The organism is Rhizobacter terrae, from assembly GCF_003852895.1.
In the GTDB taxonomy this organism is placed as follows: domain Bacteria; phylum Pseudomonadota; class Gammaproteobacteria; order Burkholderiales; family Burkholderiaceae_C; genus Albitalea; species Albitalea terrae.
The window spans coordinates 982,594-1,007,026 of the sequence record NZ_QUSW01000001.1 but is presented as its reverse complement, the minus strand read 5'-3'; the positions used below and the strand labels follow the sequence as shown (position 1 = coordinate 1,007,026).

Annotated in this window: 23 protein-coding genes; 19 read left to right on the top strand and 4 right to left on the bottom strand. The window is 68.1% G+C overall.

Features of this window, described 5'->3' with window-relative positions; all coding sequences use genetic code 11:
• Window positions 1–300: 300 nt before the first annotated feature.
• The 6 genes from nudB (at window position 301) to DZC73_RS04615 (ending at window position 8,014) form a co-directional block, all read left to right on the top strand.
• Window positions 301–765, top strand: a complete 465-nt coding sequence (gene nudB, locus DZC73_RS04640) for a dihydroneopterin triphosphate diphosphatase (protein WP_124538997.1) — start codon at window positions 301–303, stop codon at window positions 763–765.
• Window positions 762–1,568 carry an endonuclease/exonuclease/phosphatase family protein gene (locus tag DZC73_RS04635; protein ID WP_407924086.1) on the top strand — a complete coding sequence of 269 codons (807 nt, stop codon included), beginning with the start codon at window positions 762–764 and terminating at the stop codon, window positions 1,566–1,568. Before nudB ends, DZC73_RS04635 begins: the two co-directional genes overlap by 4 nt.
• Window positions 1,565–2,908 (top strand): cardiolipin synthase ClsB, encoded by a 1,344-nt coding sequence (gene clsB, locus DZC73_RS04630; protein WP_235834980.1) that lies wholly within the window; start codon window positions 1,565–1,567, stop codon window positions 2,906–2,908. Before DZC73_RS04635 ends, clsB begins: the two co-directional genes overlap by 4 nt.
• Window positions 2,909–3,011: 103 nt before the next feature.
• On the top strand, window positions 3,012–4,082 hold the full coding sequence (locus DZC73_RS04625) for a ligase-associated DNA damage response exonuclease (RefSeq protein WP_124538995.1): 1,071 nt from the start codon (window positions 3,012–3,014) through the stop codon (window positions 4,080–4,082).
• A complete protein-coding gene (locus DZC73_RS04620) occupies window positions 4,079–5,776 on the top strand; it encodes an ATP-dependent DNA ligase (protein ID WP_124538994.1) in 1,698 nt (565 codons plus the stop codon). Before DZC73_RS04625 ends, DZC73_RS04620 begins: the two co-directional genes overlap by 4 nt.
• Before the next feature lie 45 nt (window positions 5,777–5,821).
• Entirely contained in the window at window positions 5,822–8,014 is a 2,193-nt protein-coding gene (locus DZC73_RS04615; protein ID WP_124538993.1) for a patatin-like phospholipase family protein, read from the top strand.
• Here the strand turns inward: DZC73_RS04615 and DZC73_RS04610 are convergent.
• Window positions 7,987–8,769 (bottom strand): helix-turn-helix domain-containing protein, encoded by a 783-nt coding sequence (locus tag DZC73_RS04610; RefSeq protein WP_124538992.1) that lies wholly within the window; start codon window positions 8,767–8,769, stop codon window positions 7,987–7,989. The two genes, DZC73_RS04615 and DZC73_RS04610, sit on opposite strands and share 28 nt — an antisense overlap.
• 152 nt (window positions 8,770–8,921) lie before the next feature.
• On the opposite strand from DZC73_RS04610, the gene DZC73_RS04605 reads away from it, so the two are divergent.
• From DZC73_RS04605 to DZC73_RS04595, 3 genes are all read left to right on the top strand, one after another.
• On the top strand, window positions 8,922–9,497 hold the full coding sequence (locus tag DZC73_RS04605; protein ID WP_124538991.1) for an outer membrane beta-barrel protein: 576 nt from the start codon (window positions 8,922–8,924) through the stop codon (window positions 9,495–9,497).
• An 80-nt stretch (window positions 9,498–9,577) separates the two neighbouring features.
• The gene (locus tag DZC73_RS04600; RefSeq protein WP_124538990.1) at window positions 9,578–10,387 is read left to right on the top strand and encodes an alpha/beta fold hydrolase; all 810 of its coding nucleotides are present in this window, start codon (window positions 9,578–9,580) and stop codon (window positions 10,385–10,387) included.
• A 184-nt stretch (window positions 10,388–10,571) separates the two neighbouring features.
• A complete protein-coding gene (locus DZC73_RS04595) occupies window positions 10,572–11,081 on the top strand; it encodes a hypothetical protein (protein WP_124538989.1) in 510 nt (169 codons plus the stop codon).
• Between the two features lie 3 nt (window positions 11,082–11,084).
• On the opposite strand, the gene DZC73_RS04590 is transcribed toward DZC73_RS04595, so the two are convergent.
• A complete protein-coding gene (locus DZC73_RS04590) occupies window positions 11,085–12,134 on the bottom strand; it encodes an asparaginase (RefSeq protein WP_124538988.1) in 1,050 nt (349 codons plus the stop codon).
• Window positions 12,135–12,211: 77 nt separating this feature from the next.
• On the opposite strand from DZC73_RS04590, the gene DZC73_RS04585 reads away from it, so the two are divergent.
• Entirely contained in the window at window positions 12,212–13,096 is an 885-nt protein-coding gene (locus tag DZC73_RS04585) for an EamA family transporter (RefSeq protein WP_124538987.1), read from the top strand.
• A gap of 4 nt (window positions 13,097–13,100) precedes the next feature.
• On the opposite strand, the gene DZC73_RS04580 is transcribed toward DZC73_RS04585, so the two are convergent.
• Window positions 13,101–13,622, bottom strand: coding sequence for a GNAT family N-acetyltransferase (locus tag DZC73_RS04580; RefSeq protein WP_124538986.1), 522 nt, complete (start codon window positions 13,620–13,622; stop codon window positions 13,101–13,103).
• A 169-nt stretch (window positions 13,623–13,791) separates the two neighbouring features.
• Between DZC73_RS04580 and DZC73_RS04575 the strand changes: the two genes are divergently transcribed.
• Window positions 13,792–14,124: a TM2 domain-containing protein gene (locus DZC73_RS04575; RefSeq protein WP_124538985.1), complete on the top strand. Its 333-nt coding sequence runs from the start codon at window positions 13,792–13,794 to the stop codon at window positions 14,122–14,124.
• On the opposite strand, the gene DZC73_RS04570 is transcribed toward DZC73_RS04575, so the two are convergent.
• The gene (locus DZC73_RS04570; protein WP_124538984.1) at window positions 14,108–15,592 is read right to left on the bottom strand and encodes a S10 family peptidase; all 1,485 of its coding nucleotides are present in this window, start codon (window positions 15,590–15,592) and stop codon (window positions 14,108–14,110) included. The two genes, DZC73_RS04575 and DZC73_RS04570, sit on opposite strands and share 17 nt — an antisense overlap.
• 45 nt (window positions 15,593–15,637) lie before the next feature.
• On the opposite strand from DZC73_RS04570, the gene DZC73_RS04565 reads away from it, so the two are divergent.
• The 8 genes from DZC73_RS04565 to DZC73_RS04530 are packed head-to-tail and all read left to right on the top strand — an operon-like array spanning window position 15,638 to window position 24,373.
• Entirely contained in the window at window positions 15,638–16,483 is an 846-nt protein-coding gene (locus DZC73_RS04565; protein ID WP_124538983.1) for a DUF429 domain-containing protein, read from the top strand.
• 43 nt (window positions 16,484–16,526) lie between these two features.
• Window positions 16,527–17,111 (top strand): GbsR/MarR family transcriptional regulator, encoded by a 585-nt coding sequence (locus DZC73_RS04560; protein ID WP_124538982.1) that lies wholly within the window; start codon window positions 16,527–16,529, stop codon window positions 17,109–17,111.
• A gap of 58 nt (window positions 17,112–17,169) precedes the next feature.
• The gene (locus tag DZC73_RS04555; RefSeq protein WP_161974449.1) at window positions 17,170–17,643 is read left to right on the top strand and encodes a thiol-disulfide oxidoreductase DCC family protein; all 474 of its coding nucleotides are present in this window, start codon (window positions 17,170–17,172) and stop codon (window positions 17,641–17,643) included.
• Window positions 17,640–19,004: an SDR family oxidoreductase gene (locus DZC73_RS04550; protein WP_124538980.1), complete on the top strand. Its 1,365-nt coding sequence runs from the start codon at window positions 17,640–17,642 to the stop codon at window positions 19,002–19,004. Before DZC73_RS04555 ends, DZC73_RS04550 begins: the two co-directional genes overlap by 4 nt.
• A complete protein-coding gene (locus DZC73_RS04545) occupies window positions 19,001–20,032 on the top strand; it encodes an SRPBCC family protein (RefSeq protein WP_124538979.1) in 1,032 nt (343 codons plus the stop codon). The genes DZC73_RS04550 and DZC73_RS04545 overlap by 4 nt, the downstream gene beginning before the upstream one ends.
• Before the next feature lie 56 nt (window positions 20,033–20,088).
• On the top strand, window positions 20,089–21,534 hold the full coding sequence (locus tag DZC73_RS04540; RefSeq protein WP_161974448.1) for a potassium/proton antiporter: 1,446 nt from the start codon (window positions 20,089–20,091) through the stop codon (window positions 21,532–21,534).
• Window positions 21,531–23,999, top strand: a complete 2,469-nt coding sequence (locus DZC73_RS04535; RefSeq protein ID WP_124538977.1) for a ligase-associated DNA damage response DEXH box helicase — start codon at window positions 21,531–21,533, stop codon at window positions 23,997–23,999. The genes DZC73_RS04540 and DZC73_RS04535 overlap by 4 nt, the downstream gene beginning before the upstream one ends.
• On the top strand, window positions 23,996–24,373 hold the full coding sequence (locus tag DZC73_RS04530) for a YkvA family protein (RefSeq protein WP_124538976.1): 378 nt from the start codon (window positions 23,996–23,998) through the stop codon (window positions 24,371–24,373). Before DZC73_RS04535 ends, DZC73_RS04530 begins: the two co-directional genes overlap by 4 nt.
• The last annotated feature ends 60 nt before the right edge of the window (window positions 24,374–24,433 follow it).

The following is a 24,433-nucleotide window of genomic DNA, read 5'->3' as shown; positions in this document are numbered from 1 at the left end:
GGCAAGCTAGAAGACGAAGCGTGCTGCGCACGCCACCCCTCGGTGCTGCGCTGCTCGCCGCCACAGACGCAGCCCCTGGCCCATGCCGCCTGCCGCTCAAGTGGCGTGGGGCTGGCTCGACGAGAAGACCCGAAGCCACAACAGCAAAGGCGTGGGTGGGCTGGCTGGGGCGCGCCCCAGCCAGCCCACTCACGCCTTTGCCCACCCCGACCAAGGCGAAAGAGCCCCCACAGCCACAACAAAGCGATATCGTTCCGTCACCAGAGACCAAAGAAGCCAGGAACGACACTTGCCCCTCCCATGAACCGTCCGTACAAGATCCCGGAGTCCGTTCTCGTCGTGATCCACACTGCCGATCTGCAGGTGCTGCTCATCGAGCGTGCCGAGCGTCCGGGGTTCTGGCAAAGTGTCACGGGGTCAAAGGACACTGTCGAAGAAGAACTGGAGCTGACTGCAGTGCGCGAAGTGGCCGAGGAAACAGGAATCGTGGTCGGGACGGCCGCCGTCCCGCCGCAGGCGCTGCGCGACTGGAACCTGCGCAACATCTACCTCATCTACCCCGAGTGGCATCATCGTTATGAACCGCATGTCACGCACAACACCGAGCATGTGTTCAGCCTGCAGGTGCCGCGGGACATTGCCGTGACGCTCTCGCCCCGCGAGCACTGCGCCTTGCAGTGGCTGCCGCACCAGGAGGCCGCCGACCGCTGCTTCTCGTCCTCCAACGCCGAAGCCATCCTCATGCTTCCGAGGTTCATCGCATGACGCCCCCCGCCTCGCGTCCGATGAAGTTCTCCAACACCACGATGCACCCCAGCCACGTGCTGCGGGTGGCCACGTACAACATCCACAAGGGCGTGCGCGGCATGGGCCCGCGCAAGCGGCTGGAGATCCACAACCTGGGCCTGGGCATCGAGGCGCTGGACGCCGACCTCGTGTACCTGCAGGAGGTGCGGCTGTTCAACCACAGCGAGGCGATGCGCTTCCCCGACACGCACATCGGCTGGCCCAAGATGCCGCAGGCCGACTACCTCGCGCCCGATGGCTACGACGTGGCCTACCGCACCAACGCCGTGACGAAGGAAGGCGAGCATGGCAATGCCTTGCTCTCGCGCTGGCCCATCGGCGACATCGGGCATCGTGACGTCTCCGACCACCGCTTCGAGCAGCGCGGCCTGCTGCATGTGCCGGTGAACTGGAATGGCATTCCGGTGCACTGCATCGTCGCGCACCTGGGGCTCATGCACTCCAGCCGGGTGCGGCAGGTCGAGCGCATCGCCGAGTTCATTGCCGCCGAAGTGCCGAAGAACGAGCGGCTCATCCTCGCGGGCGATTTCAACGACTGGGGCGAGAAGCTGGACGAGCCCATGCGCGCCACCGGTCTCAAGCGCGCCACGCCGCCCGGCGTGGCGGCGCTTCGCACCTTTCCTTCGCTGGTGCCGGTGTTCGCGCTGGACCGCATCTACACCCGGGGATTCCGCTGCACCTCGGCTTTCGTTCCGCGCGGCAACTCCTGGGCGCGGATGTCGGACCACCTCCCATGCGTCGCCGAACTCGAGATCGATTGAACCTCGACGAGCAGCAGGGCGTGCCCGAGCCCTCGGGCGATTCGCCCGCGCCGCCACAGGCCGCCGAAGGTGTCTCGCTGGACCCGCTGGCCCGCGTGGTGCCGCGGGCCATGTTCACCGGCGGCAACGACGTGCGGCTCAAGCGCGGCGGCGACGAGCTCTTCCCGGCGATGCTGGAAGCCATCGAGGCGGCACGCCACGAGATCTGGCTGGCGACCTACATCTTCAACGACGACCCCGCGGCCATGCGCATCGCCAAGGCCTTGTGCGATGCCGCGGCACGCGGAGTCCAGGTGAAGGTGGTGGCCGACGGCTTCGGCAGCCGCACCAAGATCGCCGGGCTGCGCGAGCTGTTTCGCGCGACCAACGTGGGCATCAGCGTGTTCCGGCCCATTCACCGCTGGTGGAACTGGTTGCAGCCCGGGCAGTTGCGGCGCCTGCACCAGAAGCTGTGCGTGGTCGATGGCGAGGTGGCCTTCGTCGGCGGCATCAACATCATCGACGACAAGCTGGACCAGAACCACGGCTGGTCCGAGGAGCCGCGGCTGGACTTCGCGGTGCAGGTGCGCGGGCCGGTGGTCAAGCCCATCGAGCAGGCCTGCAAGGCGGTGTGGACGCGGGCGCAGCTGGGTGAGGACTTCAAGGAAGAGATGATGGCCCTGGCCCGTGCGGCCGAGCCAGTGGCGCGTGCGAAGCGGCTGCTGAAGCGCTTGCGCATGCCAACGCTGAAGGCGGCCAAGACCAAGCTCACTGACCTGGCCCCGGTGCGCGCCGCCTTCGTGCTGCGCGACAACCTGAGGCGGCGCCGCACCATCGAGCGCAGCTACATCGCGGCCATCCGCAAGGCGACCACGCGCATCGACCTGGCGTCACCGTACTTCTATCCGGGCGGCGGTTTCCGCACGGCCTTGCGGCAGGCGGCGCGGCGCGGCGTGCAGGTGCGGCTGCTGCTGCAAGGCAAGCTGGACTACCGCATCGCGGGGCTGGCGGCACGCACGCTCTACAACGAGCTGCTGGCCGCGGGCGTCCACATCTACGAGTACACGCCCGCCTTCTTGCATGCCAAGGTGGCGCTCACCGATCATGAATGGGCGACAGTGGGCAGCTCCAACATCGACCCGCTCTCGTTGCTGCTGAACCTCGAAGCCAACATCGTCGTGCGCGACCCGCAGTTCAATGCCCAGCTGCGCGAGGAGTTCGACCGGGCGTTCGCGGCGTCGATGGAAGTGGTGCCGGCGCAGGCGAAGCGGCGGTTGGTGGAGGGGGCGCTGACGCGCGGGTTCATCGCGTGGATCGCGCACGTGTACCTGCGCATCGCCGGTGCCACCGGAAAGTACTAGTGCCCCCCAGTCGCTTCGCTCCTGCCCCCGAGGGGCGCCACCCAGCGGACCGGCGCAGCCGGATCCGCGGGCGTTGCTTGATGCGCTCTTCTCGAGAACCGTGATGCATGCCGATGACCTCATCGTCGAGCGCCCCGAAGGGTTGTACTGCCCACCCGGCGACTTCTACATCGACCCGTGGCGGCCGGTGGCGCGTGCGGTCATCACGCATGCCCATGGCGACCATGCGCGCACAGGCAACCAGCACTACCTCGCCACCGCCATCTCCGAGGGCGTGCTTCGCGCTCGGCTCGGCGCGGACATCACGCTGCAGACGCTGGCCTACGGCGAGACCATCGACCACCACGGCGTGAAGCTCAGCCTGCACCCGGCCGGCCATGTGCTGGGTTCGGCCCAGGTCAGGGTTGAACACGCCGGCCGCGTGTGGGTGGCTTCGGGCGACTACTTCGTCAGCGGGCCGGGCGACGACAACGCCACCTGTGCGCCCTTCGAGCCGGTGCGCTGCGACTGCTTCATCACCGAGTCCACCTTCGGCCTGCCCATCTACCGCTGGCGGCCGCAGCGCGACGTGTTCGACGACATCAATGCCTGGTGGCGAGCCAACGCACAGGAAGGCCGTGCGAGCCTGCTCATGGGCTACAGCTTCGGCAAGGCCCAGCGCATCCTGGCGGGCGTGGACGCGGGCATCGGGCCCATCGTCGTGCACGGTGCCGTACAGACGCTGAACCGTGCCTACCGCGAGGCCGGCGTGCCGCTGCCAGACACGCTCAACGTCAACGACGTGTCCGACAAGAACCTGCTGAAGCGTGCGCTGGTCGTCGCGCCGCCCTCGGTGCATGGCAGCGCCTGGGTTCGCCGCTTCGGCGACCCGGGCGATGCATTCGCCAGCGGCTGGATGCAGTTGCGCGGCGCCCGCCGCCGCCGCGGCGTGGACCGCGGCTTCGTGCTGTCCGACCATGCCGATTGGCCGGGCCTGCAGCGGGCCATCATGGCCACCGGTGCCGAGCGGGTGATCGTCACCCACGGCTATGAAGCGGTGATGGTGCGCTGGCTGCAGGAGCAGGGTCTGCAGGCCGGCTCCTTCCACACCGAGTACGACGACGAGCGCCACGACGCGCAGGAGCCGCAGGCCACCGAACCCGCCACCGTGCAGGCCGAGGAGGGCGGCGAGTGAAGCGCTTCTCGCAGCTCTTCAACGAGCTCGATGCGAGCACGGCCACCACGGCCAAGGTGCAGGCGCTCAAGCGCTACTTCGCCCAGGCCAGCGACGCGGATGCGGCCTGGGCGGTCTACTTCCTCGCTGGCGGCAAGCCCCGGCAGGTCGTGCCCACCGGCGTGCTGCGAACGCTGGCCTGCGCGCGCGCCGGCATTGCCGACTGGCTGTTCGAGGAGTGCTACCAGGCCGTGGGCGACCTGGCCGAAACCATCGCCCACGTGCTGCCGCCGGCCACGTCGCCCAGCGACATCAGCCTGGCCGTGTGGGTGGAAGAGCGCCTGCTGAACCTGCGCGAGCTGTCGCCCGAGGAGCAGGCGGCGCGCATCGCCGGCTACTGGGATGAGCTCGACCCCTCCGGCCGCTTCCTGCTCACCAAGCTCATCGGCGGCGGCTTCCGCGTGGGCGTGAGCAAGCTGCTGGTGCAGCGTGCGCTGGCCGAGCATGCGGGCATGGACGCCAAGCTCGTCGCGCAGCGCATGATGGGTTTCACCGACAAGACCGCACGGCCCAGTGGCGATGCCTTCCGGCAACTGCTGTCGAAGGAGGCCACGGCGAACACGGACTCCGGCCAGCCGTATCCGTTCTTCCTCGCCCATGCCGTCGAAGGCGTGCATGACAGCTTCCACGCTCGCCTCGGCCCGCCGGACGACTGGATCGTCGAATGGAAGTACGACGGCATCCGCGCGCAGATCGTCAAGCGCGCGGGCCAGGTGTGGATCTGGTCACGCGGCGAAGAGCTGATGACCGAACGCTTCCCCGAGGTGGTGGCGCTCGCCGAGCCCTTGCCCGACGGCACGGTGCTCGATGGCGAGATCCTCGTCTGGAAAGGCGATGCGCCCGCGCCCTTCGCGCTGCTGCAGCAGCGCATCGGCCGCAAGCTGCTTACCAAGAAGGTGCTTGCCGACGCGCCCGTGACCTTCATGGCCTACGACCTGCTCGAATGGCAGGGCGACGATGTGCGGTCCTGGCCGCAATCGAAGCGCCGCGAACAGCTGGAGGCGATCGTGCAGGCCACCGGCATCGAGCCCATGCTGCTCTCGCCGATGGTCAGCGGGCCGACGTGGTCCGACCTCGCCACGCTGCGCGAGCAGTCGCGCGAGCGCGGCGTCGAGGGCTTCATGCTCAAGCACCGCGAAGCACGCTACGGCACCGGCCGCACCAAGGCCGAAGGCACGTGGTGGAAGTGGAAGATCGATCCGCTGAGCGTGGACGCCATCCTCATCTACGCGCAGGCCGGCCACGGGCGGCGTGCGAGCGTCTACACCGACTACACCTTCGCGGTGTGGAACCGCACACCGCGGGATGCGGCGGAGGCGCATGCCGTGGTCGAGGCCATCGCGGCCAAGCGCCCGGCCGACCCCGAGGGGCTGCAACTCGTGCCCTTCGCCAAGGCCTACTCCGGCCTCACCGATGAAGAGTTTCGCGAGATCGATCGCGTGATCCGCCAGACCACGCTGGAGAAGTTCGGTCCGGTGCGCAGCGTCAAGCCCTCGCTCGTGTTCGAACTGGGCTTCGAGGGCATCAACCGCAGCACGCGGCACAAGAGCGGCATCGCGGTGCGTTTTCCGCGCATGTTGCGAATCAGACATGACAAGCCGCTGCACGAGGCAGACACGCTGCAAACGCTGGAGCTCCTGCTGGGCGGGCGCTGAAGGCGTCTGCGGGACCCATCACCGTTCTCTGCAATGATCGCGGCCATGCGCCGAATCGTCCTCGCCCTTCTCCTTGCCCTGCTGCTCGCCAACCTGCTTCCTGCCCATGCGGCCGATGTCGCGGAGCGCCCGAAGATTGCCCTCGTGCTGTCGGGCGGCGGCGCACGCGGCTTCGCGCACATCGGCGTGCTCAAGACCCTCAAGGAGATGCGCGTGCCGGTGGACATGGTGGTGGGCGTGAGCATGGGCGCCGTGATCGGCGGCGCCTATGCGGCGGGCCGCACGCCGAAGGAACTCGCCGACTTCGTCAAGCGCACCGACTGGCCCACCATCGTGGCCGACCGCCCGCCGCGAGACGACCTGGCCTTTCGCCGCCGCGAGGAGGACCTGATCATTCCCTCGCGCATCGAGTTCGGCATCGACAAGAACGGCGCCACGCTGCCGCCGGGTGCGGCCGGCAACGTGGCCCTGGAGGCCGCGCTCACGCGCCTGTTCCCGATCGGCGCGGGCGACCTGCCCGTGGACAAGCTCGCGTTGCCTTTCCGCTCGGTGGCCTCCGACCTCCTCACCGGCGAACTGGTGGAGCTGCGCGACACGCCGCTGTTCATGTCGGTGCGTGCATCGCTGGCGGTGCCTGGCGTGTTCACGCCGGTGCGAGTGAACAACCGCCTCGTGGTCGACGGCGGCCTGGTGCGCAACCTGCCGGTGGACTTCGCCCGCGAGATGGGTGCGCAGGTCATCATCGCGGTGAACGTGGGCACGCCGCTGTCGGGCGAATCGGAGCTGACCAGTGCGTTCGGCGTGGCGCAGCAGATGCTCAACATCCTCACCGAACAGAATGTGCAGCGTTCGCTGCGCGAGCTCGGGCCCAACGACATCCTCATCTCACCCGACCTCACAGGCGTGGGCTTCCTCAACTTCACGCAGAACCAGCGCGCCATCGCCGCGGGCGAGAAGGCGGCCAAGTCCCTGGCGGACCAGCTCAGGCACTACGCCGTCTCGCCCGAGCAATACGCGGAATTCGAACTCAACCGATCGGCCACGGCCAACGCGCCGGGACGCGAACTCACCATCGCGAAGCTGGAAGTGAAGGGCACCAGGCACGCCAGCCCGGAAGCGCTGAAGGAGCACGTCGGCCTCAAGGAAGGCGACAAGGCCACGCGCATGGAGATCCGCCGCGCCGCGGCGGCGCTCTATGGCCGCGGCGATTTCTCGCGCGTGGACGTGGACATCAAGGACCGCGACGACGACCAGCGCGAAGTGACCATCCAGCCCACCGAGGCGGGCTGGGCCCACAGCCGCCTGCGCCTGGGGCTGGAGCTGTCCAGCGACTTCGCCGACGACAACCGCTTCACCTTCAGTGCCATGCACGTGCTGTCGTGGGTCAACTCCTGGGGTGCGGAGCTGCGCACGCTGGCGCGCATCGGCTCGGAACGGTCGCTCGGCACGCAGTGGTGGCAGCCGATCGCGCCGGGGTCGGACTGGTTCGTGGCCCCCAGCCTCAGCTACCAGGCCTCGTCGGCGGATGTGTACACCAACGGCCAGCGCACGGCGCGGCTGGGCTTCGGCTACTGGGAGGGGGCACTGCAGTTCGGACGCCAGCTCGGCAACTGGGGCAACGTGGCGATCGGACTGACGCGGCGTGTGGGCAGTGGCCGCGAGCTCATCTCGCCCACCGGCAATCCGCTGAGCGGCCACTTCGCCAACACCAACAAGTTCGTGCAGTTCGACGTCGACACGCTGGACACGCTGGCGTTTCCCACACGCGGCACGCTGGTGACCATGCGCCTGGAGCAGGACGCCGGCAATGAGAACAGCGCCCGTTCGGCGCTCATCGCCTTGCAGGCCTTCCGTGCCGGCGAGTGGGCGGGGCATGTGTACGGCGAGTTGTCACGGGCGAAGCTGGGCACGGCACCCTCGCCGCTGGGTGGCTTCCTGCGGCTGTCGGGAACGCCACGCGAGTCCGTCGAAGGGCAGACGGTGGCCTTCGGCCGCGTGGTGCTGGCCAAGCGCATCGGCGAGCTGCCCATCGCGGTGGGTGGGCCGGTGCGCGCTGGTTTCTCGCTGGAGCTGGGCGGTGGCTTCGACCATGGCCAGACGGTGCGCCTGCGCGACCTGAAGGAGGCCGGCAGCCTCTTCCTGTCGGTGGACACGCGCTTCGGGCCGCTCTCCTTCGCGGCAGGCTCCACGCGTGGCATCGGCGGCACGCTCTACCTCTTCCTCGGCCCGTTCTGGTGATGGGTTGAGGCCACCTCGGCCCCGTCGCGGCGCATGGCGGTGAAGGCGGCGAACTCCCAGGAGCGCAGGCCCAGCATCAAGGTGTAGCCGTCGCGTTCGCCGGGGGTGAGCCGCTGGTCGGACTGGTGCATGCGCGCGAGTTCGCCGGCCAGTTGCTGGATCTTCTGCACCAGCTCGACGGCGCTGGGCTGCGAAAGCCGTCCATGCACGCACAGCAGCGTCTCGCCCTGGCCGTCGAAGCGACCGGCGAAGTAGTCGTCCACGATGTATTCGCGGAAGTAGTGCTGCACCGGGCCATCTGCGCGCCAGCGGAAGGCGCGCGACACCTTCATGCGGTAGCGGTTCAGTGGCTTGAGCTCGATGAGGCCGAGCTTGTCGAGCTTCACCAGGCAGCGGATGCATTCCGCCTCGGTCATGTGGTAGGTCTCCACGATCTGCTCCAGGCTCCATTGCCCCACGCAGCAGATGCCCACCAGCAGCAGCTTGGGCTCGGCCACCAGTGCGCGTTCCTGTGCGAGCGTGAGCGTGTCGGCATGCGGCGCGGCATCGGCCGCGCGGCGCAGCACTTCTTCCATCGAAATGCCCGAGGCCTTGCAGATTCGCGCCAGCCGCGTCAGCGACATGTCGCCGCTGGCGAACACGCGCTTGATGCTGGATTCGCTCATGCCGATGCGGTCGGCCAGCACGCGGTAGGTGATGCCCGCCGAGCGCATTTCCGCGCGCAGCACCTGCAGGATGGTTTCCGGTGAGCTCATGGAATCTCCAGTTGGTACCGGATTCCGGTACGTTCCAGCGCGCATTGTGCCTCTTCGTACAGAAGGCTGGTACGAACGTTCGAACGCCAAGACACTGCGGTCCGCGTCGTGACCACGGCGCCACCCATCCAACCAACTCAAAGGGAAGAACCATGAAAGCCAACATCCTCCTCGCCGCTCTCCTTGCCACTGCCTCTGTGGCCGCGCAGGCCGCTCCCAAGGACGAGTCCATCGGACCCTATGCCGGTGCTGAAATCGGCCGCAGCAACTTCAGCCTGTCCAGCTCGCTGCCGGTGACGGCCAGCGACCGCAGCGGCAATGCGCTGAAGATCTTCGGCGGCTACAACTTCGACCAGAACTTCGGTGCCGAGCTCGGCTACACCCGCTTCGGCTCGTTCAGCGAGACGGCCACCGTCGGCGCCGTCGCCACCAAGCAGGACGGCAGCGCCCGCAGCTTCTACGGCGTGGGCACGGCACGCGCCAACCTCACCGAGTCCTTCGGCGTCCATGGCCGCGCCGGTATCTCGTTCGGCAAGGTCAGCGGCACTAACGTGCTGCCGGCGGCCAACGACCTGACGGGCACCAAGCGCTCGCTGCTCGTGGGCTTCGGTGCGGATTTCCGCGTCGCGCCGAACATCACGCTGACCGCCGACTACGACCACTACGGCAAGCTCTCCAACAACGTCAAGGCCAACACGTTCATGGTGGGTGCGCGGGTGAATTTCTAAGAAGCTCTTCTTCTTGGCCCGTGTTGGGCCCGAAGCTGCAGTTAAGCTTCGGGCCCTTTTTGTCGATGGCACTCAAGCGCATGAACGAACCCGCAAGCACGGCACGCATCCAGATGGACGGCATCGACATCCACGTCGAAGGCGAAGGTCCGCAGACCGTGGTGATGATCCATGGCTGGCCCGACACCTGGCGGCTGTGGGATGCGCAGGTGGCCACGCTCAAGCCGCATTTCCGCTGCGTGCGCTTCACCCTGCCGGGCTTCGACATTCGCGGTCCGCGGCGCGCACATTCGCTGGCCGAGCTGGTCGAGTTCTTCCGCAAGGTCGTGCAGGCGACTTGCGCGGACGGCAAGGCCATCCTGATGGTCCACGACTGGGGCGCGGTGTTCGGCTACCAGTTCGCGATGAAGCATCCCGAGCTCGTCTCGAAGATCGTGGGCGTGGACATCGGCGACACGGTGGAGCCTGCCTTCCTGCGCTCGTTGAGCGGCTCCGCCAAGCTGGCCATCTTCGTGTACCAGTCCTGGCTGGCCGTGGCTTGGCGCATCGGCGGTTCGCTGGGCGACCGGATGACGCGCTGGATGATGCGGTCGCTGGAGGTGCCCTCCGATCCGGCGCTGGCAGGCTCGTGCATGAACTACCCCTACTACATCCAGTGGACAAGGACGCACGGCTCCTACGCGAACCTCTCGGCGGTGCGGCCCGCTTGCCCGATGCTGTTCATCTACGGCCGGCGCAAGCCATTCCTTTTCCACTCGCCGGCGTGGGCGCAGATGCTCGCCCGCGACCCGCGGAACAAGGTCGTGCCGCTGGACACGCGGCATTGGGTGATGGTCGAGCAACCCGAGGCCTTCAACGCCGCCGTGCTCGACTGGCTTCGCCCGGCCTGATGCCGCGCGCTGCCACAAGCGTTTGACGTCCTGCCGAATTCCCCTACTGCGAGTTCTAGGGGGTGGTGTGCGATCCGCAGCTTCCTACGATCTGCGTTTTCACACATCCACGGAGCGCGTCACGATGCTGTCGGCACGATGGCGCGCGGTGAATGGAGACAAGCCATCCAGGGAAGGATTCACCATGAGCCACGTAGCATCACCCACGAGCGACTTCGTCGAACGCGTCCTCGGCCACAGCAAGCTGGACGCCGGCGCCATCGAGCAGTCGCAACGCAGCTTCAAGAAGCACCTTGAACAGAAGGAGAAGGGCGCCTCGCCCGCCGGCTGGCATGGCGCCAGCGACATCGTCACCCTCGAAGGACTGGGCGGCGACTATCTGTGGACGGCCGATCCGCTGCATCCGGCGCAGATGCGCTTCCAGTTCGATGCGGGCCATGTGGGCAGCCAGGGCACCTACCGCCTGGTCAAGGGACTCAGCATCGAGGAAGGCGTCTTCCACAGCGTGCCCAACAACCCGGCCATCGGCTGGGCCGCGGTCGTGCTGTCGCCCAACGGCGGGGCACAGCCGCAGGTCTTCACCGTGTCGGGCATGCTGACCGATGCGACCTGGAAGATCTGGATCCTCATGCTCAACAAGGTGGGCCAAAGCGGTCCGATCGAGCCGGCGTTCTCCTCGGTGCGGTTCTTCTGACCTTCACGCGCGCAAGCTCGACCGCAAGGCCTGGCTTGCGCGCAGCGAGCCCACCTCGATGCCGTTCCAGTTCTTCAGCGTGACCTCGCTGTAGCGGCGCATGAAGGCGCGCTCCTCGTCATCCAGGCGGACCAGCGCTTCGATCACCGCTGCCATCACCACCTCTGCGGCTCGGGCGTTGTTGCCGTCGCTGCTCTTGATGGCCACGCCCAAGCCGCGCTCGGGCAGTGCCGCGCAGTAGACGCCTTCTGCGCCCACCTTGCAGAACACACGCTCGCCCAGGCGCTGCATCACGGCGGTGTCGAAGCGGTTGCTGCCCGCGACCATGAAGGGCGAGGCCGCGACGGCCTGGCGCAGTCGGCGGGCCGCGCGCGCCTGTCCATCCCTCAGGCCGATGCCGCTGCCGAACTTGGCGAACGCATGGGCCAGGTGCCGCAAGGGAATGCCGTAGGTCGGAATCGAGCAGCCATCGGTGCCGCGCGGTGCACGCGAGAGGTCGAAGCCCGTGGTGGACTGCAAGGCGTCGGTCACCTCCTGCATCACCGGATGCTCGGGCCTCACATAGCCTTTCACGTACTGCCGCAGGTCCAGCCCCGCATCGTTCCAGCCCATGAGGCCGCAGGCCAGGCAGACGAAGCCGGCGTGCTTGCCCGAGCAGTTGTTGTTCAGAGCGGTCGGCGTCTCGCCGCGGGTGGCCAGGGCGCGCGAGATGGCGTCCTGGTAGGGCCAGTGCACGCCGCATTCCAGCACCTCGGCATCGACGCCAGCCTTGGCCAGCATGCCGGCCGCGGTGCGCACATGCTCGGGCTCGCCGTTGTGCGAGGCGCAGGCGATCGCGAGTTCATCGTCGTTCAATTGCAGCCGCTCGGCGGCGCCGCTCTCGACCAGCGGCAGGGCCTGCAGCGCCTTCACGGCCGAGCGCGGAAAGATGGGCCGCTCGATGTCGCCCACCTGATGCGCCACCGTGCCGCCGGCGTCCACGACGGCGATCGCGCCTGCGTGCTCCGATTCGATCGCATTGCCTCGCCACACTTCCACGAGCACCGGGTTCATCGCGCTTCCTTCAGGTTCGCTGGCCGTCAACGCCACGACTGTAGCCACGCAGGCCGCAGGCACAATCCCGGGCAAACATGACCCCACTCGCGCTTGCACTGGTCCTCGCGGCCGCTCTGTCCCATGCCACCTGGAACCTCGTCGCCAAGAAATCGGGCGGCGGCGGCAATTTCTTCGTCCTCATGGGCTCCATCCTCGTGGGCGTGCTCTGGTTGCCCGTCGTCATCTGGACCGGCTACCAGGAGATGCGCGGTTGGGGCTGGCTGGCCTGGCTCATGATCTCGGCCAGCGCCGTCGTCCACGTGGTGTATTTCCGCTCGCTGCTGCACGGCTACGCGGTGTCGGACCTGACGGTGGTGTACCCGGTGGCGCGCGGCAGCGGTCCGCTGCTGAGTTCGATCGGTGCGCTGCTGCTGATGGGCGAGCACATGTCGGTGCTCAGTGCCATCGGCGCGTTGCTGGTGGTGTCGGGTGTGTTCCTCATCGCCGGCGGGCCGGGGCTGTGGCGCGAGGCGCACGACCCGAGCAAGCGCGAGCGTGTGAGGCGCGGGCTGCTGTGGGGCGCCATCACCGGCGGCTTCATCGCGGGCTACACCGTCATCGACGGCTATGCGGTGAAGGTGCTGCTCATCTCGCCCATCCTCGTGGACTACGTGGGCAACGTGCTGCGCATTCCGGTGATGCTGCCGTTCGCGCTGCGCAACCCGTCGGGCTTCATGCAGGCCTTCAGGCAGCAGTGGAAGGCGGCGATGGTCATCGCCATCCTCGGGCCGCTGAGCTACATCATGGTGCTGTATGCCATCCGCCTGGCGCCGCTGAGCCACGTGGCGCCGGCGCGCGAGGTCTCGATGCTGTTCGCGGCCCTGCTGGGCGGGCAGTTGCTGGGCGAGGGCGACCGCACGGTGCGCCTGCTGGGCGCGGCCTGCATCGCGCTGGGCGTGGTGGGGCTGGCCTTCGGCTGAGCCCTCAGCCATCCACCGGTGCGGCCGGCGTTTGCAGGATGAGCTGGTAGAAGGCGAGGTCCAGCCAGCGGCCGAACTTGAAGCCGGCCTGCCGCACGGTGCCGGCGTGCTCGAAGCCCAGGCGCCGGTGCAGCTCGATGCTCGCGCCGTTGGCCGCATCGATGCCGCCCACCAGCACGTGCACGTCGCGTTCGCCGGCCAGCGCCACGATGCGTTCCAGCAGCACGCGGCCCAGGCCCTTGCCGCGGTGGTCGCGGTGCACGTACACCGAGTGCTCCACCGTGTACTTGTAGGCCGGGAAGGCGCGGAACGTGCCCCAGTTCGCGAAGCCGATCAGGCGGCCGTCGCCGTCCACGGCGCCGATCACCGGGAAGCCGTTCTGCCGCTTGGTGGCGAACCACGCTGCCATCGCCTCGGGCGGCCGTGGCTTGTAGTCGTACAGCGCGGTGGAGGTGAGGATGGCGTCGTTCAGAATGTCGAGGATGGCGGGGCCATGCTCGGGCTCGGTGCAGTCGATGAGGTGCATGGTGAACGTTCCGTCATTGGCTTCCATCCAGTTTAGTGGATTTTTGCATCCATAAAAATGGACGGATCGAACCTTCCATCCACGATGCCGGCCCAGGAAGCCCCGCTTGACACCGGGACTTCGGCCGCTAACCTTGCCGCTCTTTGACCAACCCGGAGGGAGAACAACGATGAGTGCCAACATCGAGAGCAGCCAGATGATGTATTGCCGCGGCTGCGGCAAACAGCTTCACATCTCGGCCATTGCGTGCCCGTCCTGCGGCGCGACGCAGCCCGGCAGCAATGCCGGCGGATCGAGCAAGCGGCTGCTGCCGGCGTTCCTGCTGTGCTTCCTCTTCGGCGTGTTCGGGGTCCACCGGTTCTACGTCGGCAAGATCGGCACCGGGATTGTCCAGCTGCTGACCCTGGGAGGCCTGGGCATCTGGGCGCTGGTCGATCTCATCCTGATCCTGTGCAGCGCCTTCACCGACGGCGAAGGGCACAAGATCACGCAGTGGACCTGACGCTGACGAATTCCCGAAGCTCCTGCGCCATTCGCGCCAGCGAGGGCTGGTGGATGTACATCATGTGCCCCGCCTCGAAATAGCTCACGCGGATGTTGCCCTGCAGCGATTCGCGGATGCCCAGGTGGCTGAGCGTGTAGTCGCCCGCCGCATGCGGCGTGGCCAGGTCGTAGTAGCCGCTGGCCACGTACACGCGCATGTGCGGGTTGGCGTGCATGGCGCGGCGCAGGCTGGCGCCCACGTTGGCGTAGCGGTTGGCGAAGTCCTTCCACGACCACTTCTGCCACAGCGGCGCATGCACGACGTAGGGCGCGTCCTTCTCGAACTGGTAGTGCGTCTTCAGCAGGCGGTTGATGCCCGCTGCGTACGCGCCGATGAGGTTGGCCATGGCGGCGTCGGTCTCGGGCTTCTCGCCGGCGTCGTCGCGGTCGAAGCCGAGGAAGCGCGAGTCCAGCCGGCCCACGGTCTGGCCGCGGTGGCGCAACAGTTCCTTGAAGTAGCGGAACTCGGTGGGACGCAGGTCGCAGCGCAGCACGTACTCGACGGACAAGCCCGACCAGCGTGCCACCTGCTCGGCGATGCGCTGGCGGGTGGCGGCATCGAGGCGTGAACCGCGCATCAGCGCCACGGTGTAGTCGCCCAGCGCGAAGGCCTCGGCCTGCGCGATCACCTCGCCCAGCGGCAAGGCCTGCAGGTCCGCGGCCAAGGCCTTGTGGTACCAGGCGGTGGCTGCGTAGGTGGGCAGGAACAGCGGGAAGGGCAGCTCGTTGCCGTGGTCGAACTCCAGCGTCTGCAGGTCGATGGCCAGCGACACCAGCATCACGCCGTTGAGGAACACGTCGTGCTTGTCCTGCAGGTGGTGCGTGAGCCCTGCGGCGCGCGTGGTGCCGTAGCTTTCTCCGATGAGGTACTTGGGCGACTCCCAGCGCCCGAAGCGGGTGAGGTACAGGCGGATGAACTCGCCCACCGAGTCGAGGTCGCGCTGGTACTCGTGGAATTCCGCCACCTTCTCGCCCTCGGCCATGCGCGAATGGCCGGTGCCGATGGGGTCGATGAACACCAGGTCGCTGTCGGTGAGCAGGGTGTGCTCGTTGTCCTGCAGCGCGTAGGGCGGTGGGGGCACGTTGCCCATGTCGTCGGTGCTCACGCGCTGCGGCCCGAGGATGCCCAGGTGCAGCCACACGCTGCTGGAGCCCGGCCCGCCGTTGAAGCTGAAGGTGATGGGCCGCGGACTGTCGCTGGGGTTCTTCAGCGTGTAGGCGATGAAGAAGAGGGCGGCGCGGGGCTTGTCGGCGCTGCGCTGGCCATCGGCATCGTGCTCGTCCTCGCGCAACACCAGGGTGCCGCAGGTGACGCTGTAGTCCAGCGCGCGGTTGCCCAGCGTGAGCCGGTGTTCGGTGACGACCAGTTCGTCCTGGAGCGGCGGGTTGGTGGGTGCGGGAGCGGCGGTGTCCTTCGCGTCGGCCATCGTTGTTCTCTGTAGAGTGCGGTGCACCGACTGTATCGTTCACCCGTGAGCCCATCTTCTCCTGATTTGTACGCTGTCGCCGGCGTCGACTTCACCAGCCGCCCCACGCGGCGCAAGCCCATCACCGTCGCCCTGGGCCACGTGTCTCGCCACGTGGTGAAGCTCGACCGGCTGGATTCGCACGACACCTTCGAGAGCTTCGCGCGCTGGCTGCGCACGCCCGGCCCCTGGGTGGCGGCGCTGGACATGCCCTTCGGCTTGCCGCGCGAACTCGTGGCCACGCTGGGCTGGCCCACCGACTGGCTGCCGCTGATGAACCACTACGCGGCCTTGACCCGCGACGAGATCCGCACGCACTTCAGTGCGTTCTGCGATGCGCGGCCGGTGGGCGGCAAGTTCGCCCATCGCGCCTGCGACAAGCCCGCGGGTTCGTCGCCGTCGATGAAATGGGTGAACCCACCAGTCGCCTACATGCTGCATGCCGGCGTGCCGCTGCTGATCGAGGCGGGCGTGCACCTGCCGCCGCTGTACCCGGGCGACGAAAGCCGCGTCGCGCTGGAGGGCTACCCCGGCCTGCTGGCCCGCGAGCTGATCGGCAAGCGCTCGTACAAGAGCGACGAGGCGGCCAAGCACACGCCCGAGCGGCTCATTGCCCGCAAGGACTTGCTCGATGCGCTGGAGCAAGGCCGCAGCCGCCTGGGCCTGCGCCTGCGCGCCACGCACGCCCAGCGCGACGACCTGGCCGCCGACGGTTCCGGCGACCGGCTGGACGCCGTGCTGTGCATGATGCAGGCGGCCTGGGCAGCCCAGCAGCCCGGCCACGGCATCCCCGAAGGCGTGGACGCGCTGGAAGGCTGGATCACGTCCGCGCCGTTCATCAGGATTCCGTAATTTCTGTCTTGACAGAAATTTCAGACGCCACCAAGATGGCGCCATGGAACTTTCGCCGACCCTCTCCCGATTCGTCCTGCACTGGGGCGAAATGGGCACCCGCTGGGGCGTGAACCGCACGGTCGCCCAGATCCACGCCCTGCTGTACATCACCGGCCGGCCCATGCATGCCGAGGAGATCGCCGACACGCTGTCGGTGGCGCGCTCGAACGTGAGCACCAGCATCCGTGAACTGCAAGGCTGGAACCTGATCCGCCTCGTCCACCTGGCTGGCGACCGGCGCGACCATTTCGAGACGTCCACCGACGTGTGGGAGCTGTTCCGCACCGTCATCCGCGAGCGCCAGCGCCGCGAGATCGCGCCCACCATCGACGTGCTGGCCGAGCTGCTGGCCGATCCGGCGATCAGCAAGGACCCGGCCGAAGCCAAGGTGCGCATCCGCGAGACGCTGGAACTGCTGCAGACGCTCACCGCCTGGAGCGACGAGATGCTGCGCCTGGACACCGACACGCTGACCAAGGTGCTCAAGCTGGGCGCTCGCATCAAGAAGCTGCTGGGGCGCGAGATCGGCGAAGCCAAGGCCAAGGCAGAAGAAGACCTGAACCCGGCGCATCTGCTCGGACCCTGAAGCGCCGAAATTTTTTTGACTAACGATTTCTGTTTTGACTGAAATGACTGGAGGGACTGTGAACCGCACCATCTATCCGCTGACCCTGTTCTACGACGCGGCCTGCCCGGTGTGTTCCCTCGAGATGGACCACCTGCGCGAACGTAATCGCGATGAGCGCCTGGTCTTCGTCAACATCGCCGCGCCCGGCTTCGACCCTGCGATCTACGGCGTGAGCTACGCCGACATGGACGCCGAGATCCACGGCCTGTGCGCCGACGGCACCATGCTGCGCGGGGTCGAGGTGCTGCGGCTGGCCTACGACGCAGCCGACCTCGGCTGGGTGCTGCGCCCCACGGGCTGGACGCCCCTCAAGCCGCTGTTCGATGCGGGCTACCGGGTGTTCGCCCGCCACCGCCGCGAAATCTCGCGTGCCGCGGCGCCGCTCATCCACGCCATCCGCGCCGCGCGTGCCCGCCGCAAGGCCGCCGAGATGCGAGCCTGCCGCAATGGCGCGTGCGACATCCATGGCCACGACAGGAGCACATCATGAGAGTCCTGGTCTGCGGCGCCTCGGGTTGCGTCGGACGCGCGGTCGCCCATGCGCTGCGTTCGCGTGGGCACCAGGTGGTGGACGGCACGCGCAGCGCGGCCGACGGCCGCCATGGCATGCATGTCGACTACATGGTGCCGACCGCGCCGGAGGAATGGGCCGCGAAGCTGCGCGGCGCACGCATCGAGGCGGTGGTGAATTGCGTGGGCATCCTCATGCCGTCGCGCGGGCAGACCTTCGAGCGCGTGCACACCGACGGTCCGGTCGAGCTGTTCCGCGGCGCCGCGATGGCCGGCGTGCATCGCATCGTGCAGGTCTCGGCGCTGGGTGTGCGCGGCGATGCCGACACGCTGTCCACGCCCTACCTGCGCAGCAAGCTGCTGGCCGACGACGCACTCGCCTCGCTGCCGGTGGACTGGGTGGTGCTGCGGCCTTCGCTCATCTACGGTCCGGGCAGCCAGAGCGGCGCGCTGTTCGCGACGCTGGCGAGCCTCCCGGTCATCAGCCTGCCGGGGCATGGCGTGCAGCCTGTGCAACCGCTGCATGTGTACGAGCTGGCCGAGTGCATCGTGCGCCTCGTCGAACGCGCTGGCGCGCTGCATGAGGTGCACGAGCTGGGCGGCCCCGAGGCGCTGAGCTACCGCGACATGCTGGCGCGCTACCGCCACGCGCTGGGCCTGGGCGGCGCGGTGTGGCTGCCCATGCCGCTGGTGCTGATGCGCACGATGGCCTGGTTGGCCGAGCTCATCCCGCAGAAGGTGTTCTGCCGCGACACGATCCGCCTGCTGGAGAAGGGAAGCGTGCCCTCGGTGAACGCCATGCCGGCGCTGCTGGGCCGCGCGCCGACCGCCATGGCGCACGGGCTGGAAATCTCCGACCCCGAGCCGATGCTGGACCTGCGCGTCAACCTGAGCCCCGCGGCCGAGATGCTGGCGCGCGTGGCGCTGGCCTTCATGTGGCTGTACACGGCGCTCATCAGCGCGGCCATGCCGCACCAGTCGGGCGTGTTGAACCTGCTGGCACGCTGTGGCTTCGAGGGCCGGTGGGGCCTGGCGGCGTTGTTGTTCTCCTGCACGCTCAATGCGGGCATGGGCCTGCTCAGCCTGCGCCGCATGACGCCCTGGCTGGGCGCGGTCCAAGTGGGCGCGGTGCTGGGCTACACCATCACCGCCGCGCTGAACATGCCCGAGTTGACGATCGACCACTGCGGCCCGCTCGTGAAGAACCTGCCGGTGCTCGCGCTCATCGTGCTGCTGTGGCTGGCGTCGCCGCTGCCTGAACGCAGCGCCGCCCGCCCCGGTTCGCGCAAGGCCCGCCGCGCGGGCACGGCCACCTTGCAATCGACGGTGCACGCATCATGAGCAGGCCCGACCGTTTCTCCGCGCCCGGTGCGTCGCTGCTGGACGACAACACGCCGGAACCCGAACGCCATCTGCCGTTCCTCACGCGCTATCCCATCATCGCCGGCGCCGTCTTCGGCGTGCTGCTGCGACTGATGTTCTCGGGCCAGCACCAGTTCGAAGCGATGGCCGCCGGCTTCATCTACTTCGCGCCGGTGGCGGTGGGAGCAGTCACGGTCTACCTCGCAGAACGCATCAAGCGGCGCAGCTGGCTGTACTACCTCGGTGCACCCTTCCTCGCCACGTCGCTCTTCGTCGCGGGCACCTTGCTCATCATGATCGAGGGCATCATCTGTGCGATCGTCATCGTGCCGATGTTCGCGGTGATGGGCGCCATCGGCGGACTGGTGATGGGCATCGTCTGCCGCGTCACGGACTGGCCGAAGCCCGCGGTGTATTGCCTGAGCGTCATCCCGCTGGTGCTGGGCCTGGTGGGCGACCTCATCCCCACGCCCGATGATCGCGGCACGGTCGAACGCACGCTGCACATCGCCGCACCGCCGGAGGCGATCTGGAAGCACCTCAACGCCGCCACCGACATCCGCGCCGATGAAGTCGGCGACGCCTGGGCCTTCCGCATCGGCGCGCCCATGCCGCTGTCGGGCCTGACGCGCGAGACGCCCCAAGGCCACGTGCGCTCCACCACCTGGGGCCGCAAGGTGCACTTCGACGAGGTCGTCGCCACGGGCGACTGGGAACCCGGCCGCCGCATCCGCTGGACCTACCGCTTCGCACCCGACTCCTTCCCGCCCGGCTCGCTGGACGACCACGTGATGATCGGCGGGCGCTACTTCGACCTGCTGGACACCACCTACACCCTCACGCCGCAGGGCAACGGCACGCTGCTGCACTACCGCGTGAGCTACCGCATCTCCACGCAATTCAACCCGTATGCCGACTGGGTGGCGCGCACGCTGCTGGGCGACTTCGGCGACGTGATGCTGAAGTTCTACAAGTCGCGCAGCGAGGTGCCGTCGAAGGCGGCATAAGGCACAGCCGCGCCCGGGCACGCGGCCTCTGCTAAGGTGCTTGCCCCATGGAAGCGATGAACCTGCTTCTGCTCGCGGGAGGCCTGCTGGTCTTCGTGAGCCTGCTGGCCGGCGTGTATTCCGCGCGGCTGGGCTTGTCCTTCCTGCTCGTGTTCCTGCTGGCGGGCATGCTGGCGGGCGTGGATGGACCGGGTGGCGTCAACTTCGACAGCCCGCTTCTCAGCGCCTGGGTGGGCAACGTGGCGCTGGCCATGATCCTGCTCGAAGGCGGGCTCAACACGCGCATGTCCACGTTCAAGCGGGGCTTCCGGCCCGCCGTGCTGCTGGCCACGGTGGGCGTGGCGATCACGGCGGGCATCGTGGGCGCAGTGGCGGTGTGGGCACTGAAGGTGGAGTGGAAGCACGGCCTGCTGCTGGGAGCCATCGTCGCGTCGACCGACGCGGCGGCGGTGTTCTCGCTGCTGAGGCAAGCAGGCATCCGGCTGAATGAGCGCGTGTCGGCCACGCTGGAGATGGAGTCCGGCCTGAACGATCCAATGGCCGTCTTCCTGGTGCTCGCGCTCATTGCCATGATCAAGACCGATGCGGGGCTGTCGCACGGGCTCATGCTGTTGGCCAAGCAGGCGGCCTTCGGCGTGGCGGTGGGCTGGCTGGGCGGCGCGGCCATCGCCTGGCTTCTGCGCAAGATGCCGCTGGGCACCTCGCATGGCGGGCTGATCTCGCTGCTCATCCTTTCCGGCGGCCTGACCCTGTTTGCAATCGCCGGACTGGCCCAAGGCTCGGGCTTTCTCGCGATGTATCTCTATGGCCTTCGGGTTCGCGCGCGTGCGGAGGAAGCGGCCCATGCCGCGGCCACGGCGCTCGATGGTTTCGCCTGGGCCGCGCAGGCCACGATGTTCCTGCTGCTGGGACTGCTGGTGACACCGCACGACATGCTGCGCGCCGCGTCGCAGACCGTCACCATCGCCGCGGCCCTGATGTTCGTGGCTCGTCCGCTGGCGGTGGTGCTGTGTCTCGCACCGTTGCGCTTTCCGTGGCGGCAAAGCCTCTTCATCGGCTGGGTGGGCCTGCGCGGAGCCGTGCCCATCGTGCTGGCCCTGTTCCCGCTGCTGGAGCGGGTGCCGGGCACCGCGAGGTTTTTCGACGTGGCCTTCGCGGTGGTGCTGGCCTCCTTGCTGCTGCAAGGGTCGACGCTCTCGTGGCTCGCCCGCAAGCTCGGCATGGTCGAGCCCCCCGATGAACCGCCGCCCGGCGAGGGCAGCATGCAAGGCCGGCTCGTCCTCGACGGCGATCTGCCGCTGGCCGAGGTGCTGACCTTCTTCCAGCTCCCGCTGCCTGAGCACGATGGCGTGACGCTGGCCGAATGGCTCGTGGCCGAACTGGCGCGTGACGTGGCCGAAGGCGACGGCTTCGACTGGCATGGCGCGAGGTTCACGGTGAAGGAGTTCCAGGACGACCGGATCGCGCGCGTGGGCATCACGCTGGCGCCGCGCAAGCGATGAGCGCCACCCGGCGCAGGCAGGCCGCGGAGCACGAGGCCATCGAGTCCTGGTTCCAGTCGCAGGGCTGGGCGCCTTTTGATTTCCAGCGCGACGTGTGGCGCGCCATGGCATCGGGCCGCAGTGGACTGCTGCATGCCACCACCGGCTCCGGCAAGACCTACGCCGTTTGGATGGGCGCCTTGCTGCATGCGATGCGCCAAGGCGTGCCGATGCAAGGCCGCACGGCGCCTGCGTTGAGCGTCCTGTGGATCACCCCCATGCGCGCTCTGGCTGCCGACACCACCCGCGCACTGACCCTGCCGCTGCCCCAGCTCGCGCCTGCCTGGACCATCGGCATGCGCAGCGGCGACACGTCCAGCGCCGAGCGGCAGCGGCAGGACCGCCGCATGCCTACCGCGCTCGTGACCACGCCCGAGAGCCTGAGCCTGATGCTGTCGCGCGAGACCGCACGCGACGAGTTGGCCGGCGTGCAGGCCGTGGTGGTCGATGAGTGGCACGAGCTCATGGGCAACAAGCGCGGCGTCCAGGTGCAGCTCGCCCTCGCGCGGCTCAAGCGCTGGAATCCGAGGCTCATCGTGTGGGGCCTGAGCGCGACCCTGGGCAACCTCGCCGACGCCATGCACGTGCTGCTCGGCCACGAAGACGGCGCGCTGGTGCAGGGCCGGGTGGACAAGACACTGGTCATCGACACGCTGATCCCGGCCGAGCCGGGTCGCTTCTCATGGGGCGGGCACCTCGGCGCGCAGATGCAGAAGCCGGTGGTGGAGGAGATCGCGCGGTCGAGCACCACGCTGGTCTTCGTCAACGTGCGCTCGCAGGCGGAGATCTGGTACCAGCTGCTGCTGCAGGAGCGTCCCGACTGGGCCGGCAGCGTCGCGCTGCACCACGGTTCGCTGGACCAGGAAACGCGCGAGTGGGTGGAGCAGGGCCTGAAGGCCGGGGAGCTGAAGGCGGTGGTGGCCACTTCGTCGCTGGACCTGGGCGTGGATTTCCTTCCGGTCGAGCGCGTGCTGCAGATCGGCTCGCCCAAGGGCATCGCGCGGCTGCTGCAGCGCGCGGGCCGCAGCGGGCATGCGCCGGGACGTCCGAGCCGCGTGACCATCGTGCCCACCAACACGCTGGAGTTGATCGAGGCCGTGGCCGCGCGCCGGGCCGCACGCGCAGGCTGCATCGAGAAGCGCGCCACACCGGAGAAGCCGCTGGACGTGCTGGTGCAGCACCTCGTCACCGTGGCACTCGGCGGCGGCTTCACGCCCGACGAGCTGTTCGACGAAGTGCGCACGGCCCGCGCCTACCGCCATCTCACGCGCGACGAATTCCAGTGGGCGCTCGATTTCGTGGAGAAGGGCGGCGCGAGCCTCGCGGCCTACCCCGAATACCACCGCGTGCAGCTCGTCGATGGCCTCTACCGTGTGCCCGATCGCGCCATCGCGCGGCGCCACAAGCTGCAGATCGGCACCATCGTGTCGGACTCGTCCATGCAGGTGAAGTACCTCTCGGGCGGGCGCATCGGCGTGGTGGAAGAGGGCTTCATCTCGCGCCTGAAACCCGGCGACTGCTTCGTCTTCGCCGGCCGCACGCTCGAGTACGTGCGCACCCGCGAGATGACGGCCTACGTGAAGAAGGCCGAGCGACCCAGGGGCCTCATCACGACCTGGGCGGGCGCGAAGATGCCCTTGTCCAGCGAGCTGGCCGAGGCCTCGCTCGAAGTGATGGCCGACGTCGAGCGCGGCCATGCCGACGAGCCCGAGCTGCGCGCCGCGCAGCCCATGCTCGACACGCAGATGCGCCTGTCCAAGCTGCCCACGCCATCCACGCTGCTCATCGAGCAGTTCGATTCACGCGAAGGGCACCACGTGTTCCTCTATCCCTTCGCCGGCCGCTACGTGCACATCGGCCTGGCCAGCCTGCTCGCCTGGCGGCTCGCGAAAGAAGCGCCCAACACCTTCAGCCTGTCCATCAACGACTACGGACTGGAGATGCTCAGTGCCCAGCCAGTGGACCTGGCACCGCTGCTGGACAAGCGTGCATTCGACGAAGGCGACCTGCTGCACGACGTGCTGGCCAGCCTCAACTCCAGCGAGCTGGCGCGCCGGCGCTTCCGCGAGATCGCGCGGGTGGCCGGCCTCATCTTCACCGGCTACCCTGGTGCGCCCAAGAGCACGCGGCAGCTCCAGGCCTCCAGCTCGCTCTTCTACGAGGTCTTCAGCAAGTACGACGCCGGCAACCTGCTGCTGTCGCAGGCGCAGGGCGAAGTGCTGAGCCAGGAACTGGACATCCGCCGCCTGGCCGCGAGCCTGGCGCGCATGCGCTCGCAGCGCGTCGAGGCCGTGAACCTCGCAGCCCCCAGCCCCTTCGCCTTGCCGCTGATGGTCGAGCGCTTCCGCGAGAAGCTCACCACCGAGAAGCTCAAGGACCGCCTGGCCCGCATCATCCGCGACGCGGAAAAGGCGGCGCAACCATGACGCTCAAATCCACGTCCATCCGCGCAAGGCTCAGCGTATACCTCTACGCACTGTGGACCCTGTTCCGACACCCGCAGACCCCGCGGCTGGCGAAGTGGGTCGCGATTGCGGTGATCGCCTACGCGCTCAGTCCCATCGACCTCATTCCGGATTTCATCCCGGTGCTCGGTCTGCTGGACGACATCGTGATCGTGCCGCTGGGCATTGCCCTGGCGGTGAAGCTGACGCCCCGCCCGCTGTGGGACGAGGTGTTCCGCCAGGCGCAGGCCAGCGCGACACGGCTTCCACGCATGTGGGCCGGTGCGGTGTTCGTCGCGCTCGTGTGGCTCGCAGTAATGGGCGGCGCGGCCTGGCTGGTCTGGCGGCACCTGTGATGCATCCATCTGCCACCTGACTCCGTAGGTCAGGACGCGACTGGTCACAAAAAGAGACCA

What these genes read in the sequence shown, in the direction of transcription:
- DZC73_RS04560 (WP_124538982.1), top strand. Translation starts at nt 16,527, where the DNA reads ATGGAACTTTCGCCGACCCTCTCCCGATTCGTCCTGCACTGGGGCGAA.
- DZC73_RS04550 (WP_124538980.1), top strand. Translation starts at nt 17,640, where the DNA reads ATGAGAGTCCTGGTCTGCGGCGCCTCGGGTTGCGTCGGACGCGCGGTC.
- DZC73_RS04635 (WP_407924086.1), top strand. Translation starts at nt 762, where the DNA reads ATGACGCCCCCCGCCTCGCGTCCGATGAAGTTCTCCAACACCACGATG.
- DZC73_RS04625 (WP_124538995.1), top strand. Translation starts at nt 3,012, where the DNA reads ATGCATGCCGATGACCTCATCGTCGAGCGCCCCGAAGGGTTGTACTGC.
- DZC73_RS04585 (WP_124538987.1), top strand. Translation starts at nt 12,212, where the DNA reads ATGACCCCACTCGCGCTTGCACTGGTCCTCGCGGCCGCTCTGTCCCAT.
- DZC73_RS04570 (WP_124538984.1), bottom strand. Translation starts at nt 15,592, where the DNA reads ATGGCCGACGCGAAGGACACCGCCGCTCCCGCACCCACCAACCCGCCG.
- DZC73_RS04530 (WP_124538976.1), top strand. Translation starts at nt 23,996, where the DNA reads ATGACGCTCAAATCCACGTCCATCCGCGCAAGGCTCAGCGTATACCTC.
- DZC73_RS04595 (WP_124538989.1), top strand. Translation starts at nt 10,572, where the DNA reads ATGAGCCACGTAGCATCACCCACGAGCGACTTCGTCGAACGCGTCCTC.
- DZC73_RS04600 (WP_124538990.1), top strand. Translation starts at nt 9,578, where the DNA reads ATGAACGAACCCGCAAGCACGGCACGCATCCAGATGGACGGCATCGAC.
- nudB (WP_124538997.1), top strand. Translation starts at nt 301, where the DNA reads ATGAACCGTCCGTACAAGATCCCGGAGTCCGTTCTCGTCGTGATCCAC.
- DZC73_RS04580 (WP_124538986.1), bottom strand. Translation starts at nt 13,622, where the DNA reads ATGCACCTCATCGACTGCACCGAGCCCGAGCATGGCCCCGCCATCCTC.
- DZC73_RS04615 (WP_124538993.1), top strand. Translation starts at nt 5,822, where the DNA reads ATGCGCCGAATCGTCCTCGCCCTTCTCCTTGCCCTGCTGCTCGCCAAC.
- DZC73_RS04590 (WP_124538988.1), bottom strand. Translation starts at nt 12,134, where the DNA reads ATGAACCCGGTGCTCGTGGAAGTGTGGCGAGGCAATGCGATCGAATCG.
- DZC73_RS04545 (WP_124538979.1), top strand. Translation starts at nt 19,001, where the DNA reads ATGAGCAGGCCCGACCGTTTCTCCGCGCCCGGTGCGTCGCTGCTGGAC.
- DZC73_RS04575 (WP_124538985.1), top strand. Translation starts at nt 13,792, where the DNA reads ATGAGTGCCAACATCGAGAGCAGCCAGATGATGTATTGCCGCGGCTGC.
- DZC73_RS04605 (WP_124538991.1), top strand. Translation starts at nt 8,922, where the DNA reads ATGAAAGCCAACATCCTCCTCGCCGCTCTCCTTGCCACTGCCTCTGTG.
- DZC73_RS04535 (WP_124538977.1), top strand. Translation starts at nt 21,531, where the DNA reads ATGAGCGCCACCCGGCGCAGGCAGGCCGCGGAGCACGAGGCCATCGAG.
- DZC73_RS04610 (WP_124538992.1), bottom strand. Translation starts at nt 8,769, where the DNA reads ATGAGCTCACCGGAAACCATCCTGCAGGTGCTGCGCGCGGAAATGCGC.
- DZC73_RS04540 (WP_161974448.1), top strand. Translation starts at nt 20,089, where the DNA reads ATGAACCTGCTTCTGCTCGCGGGAGGCCTGCTGGTCTTCGTGAGCCTG.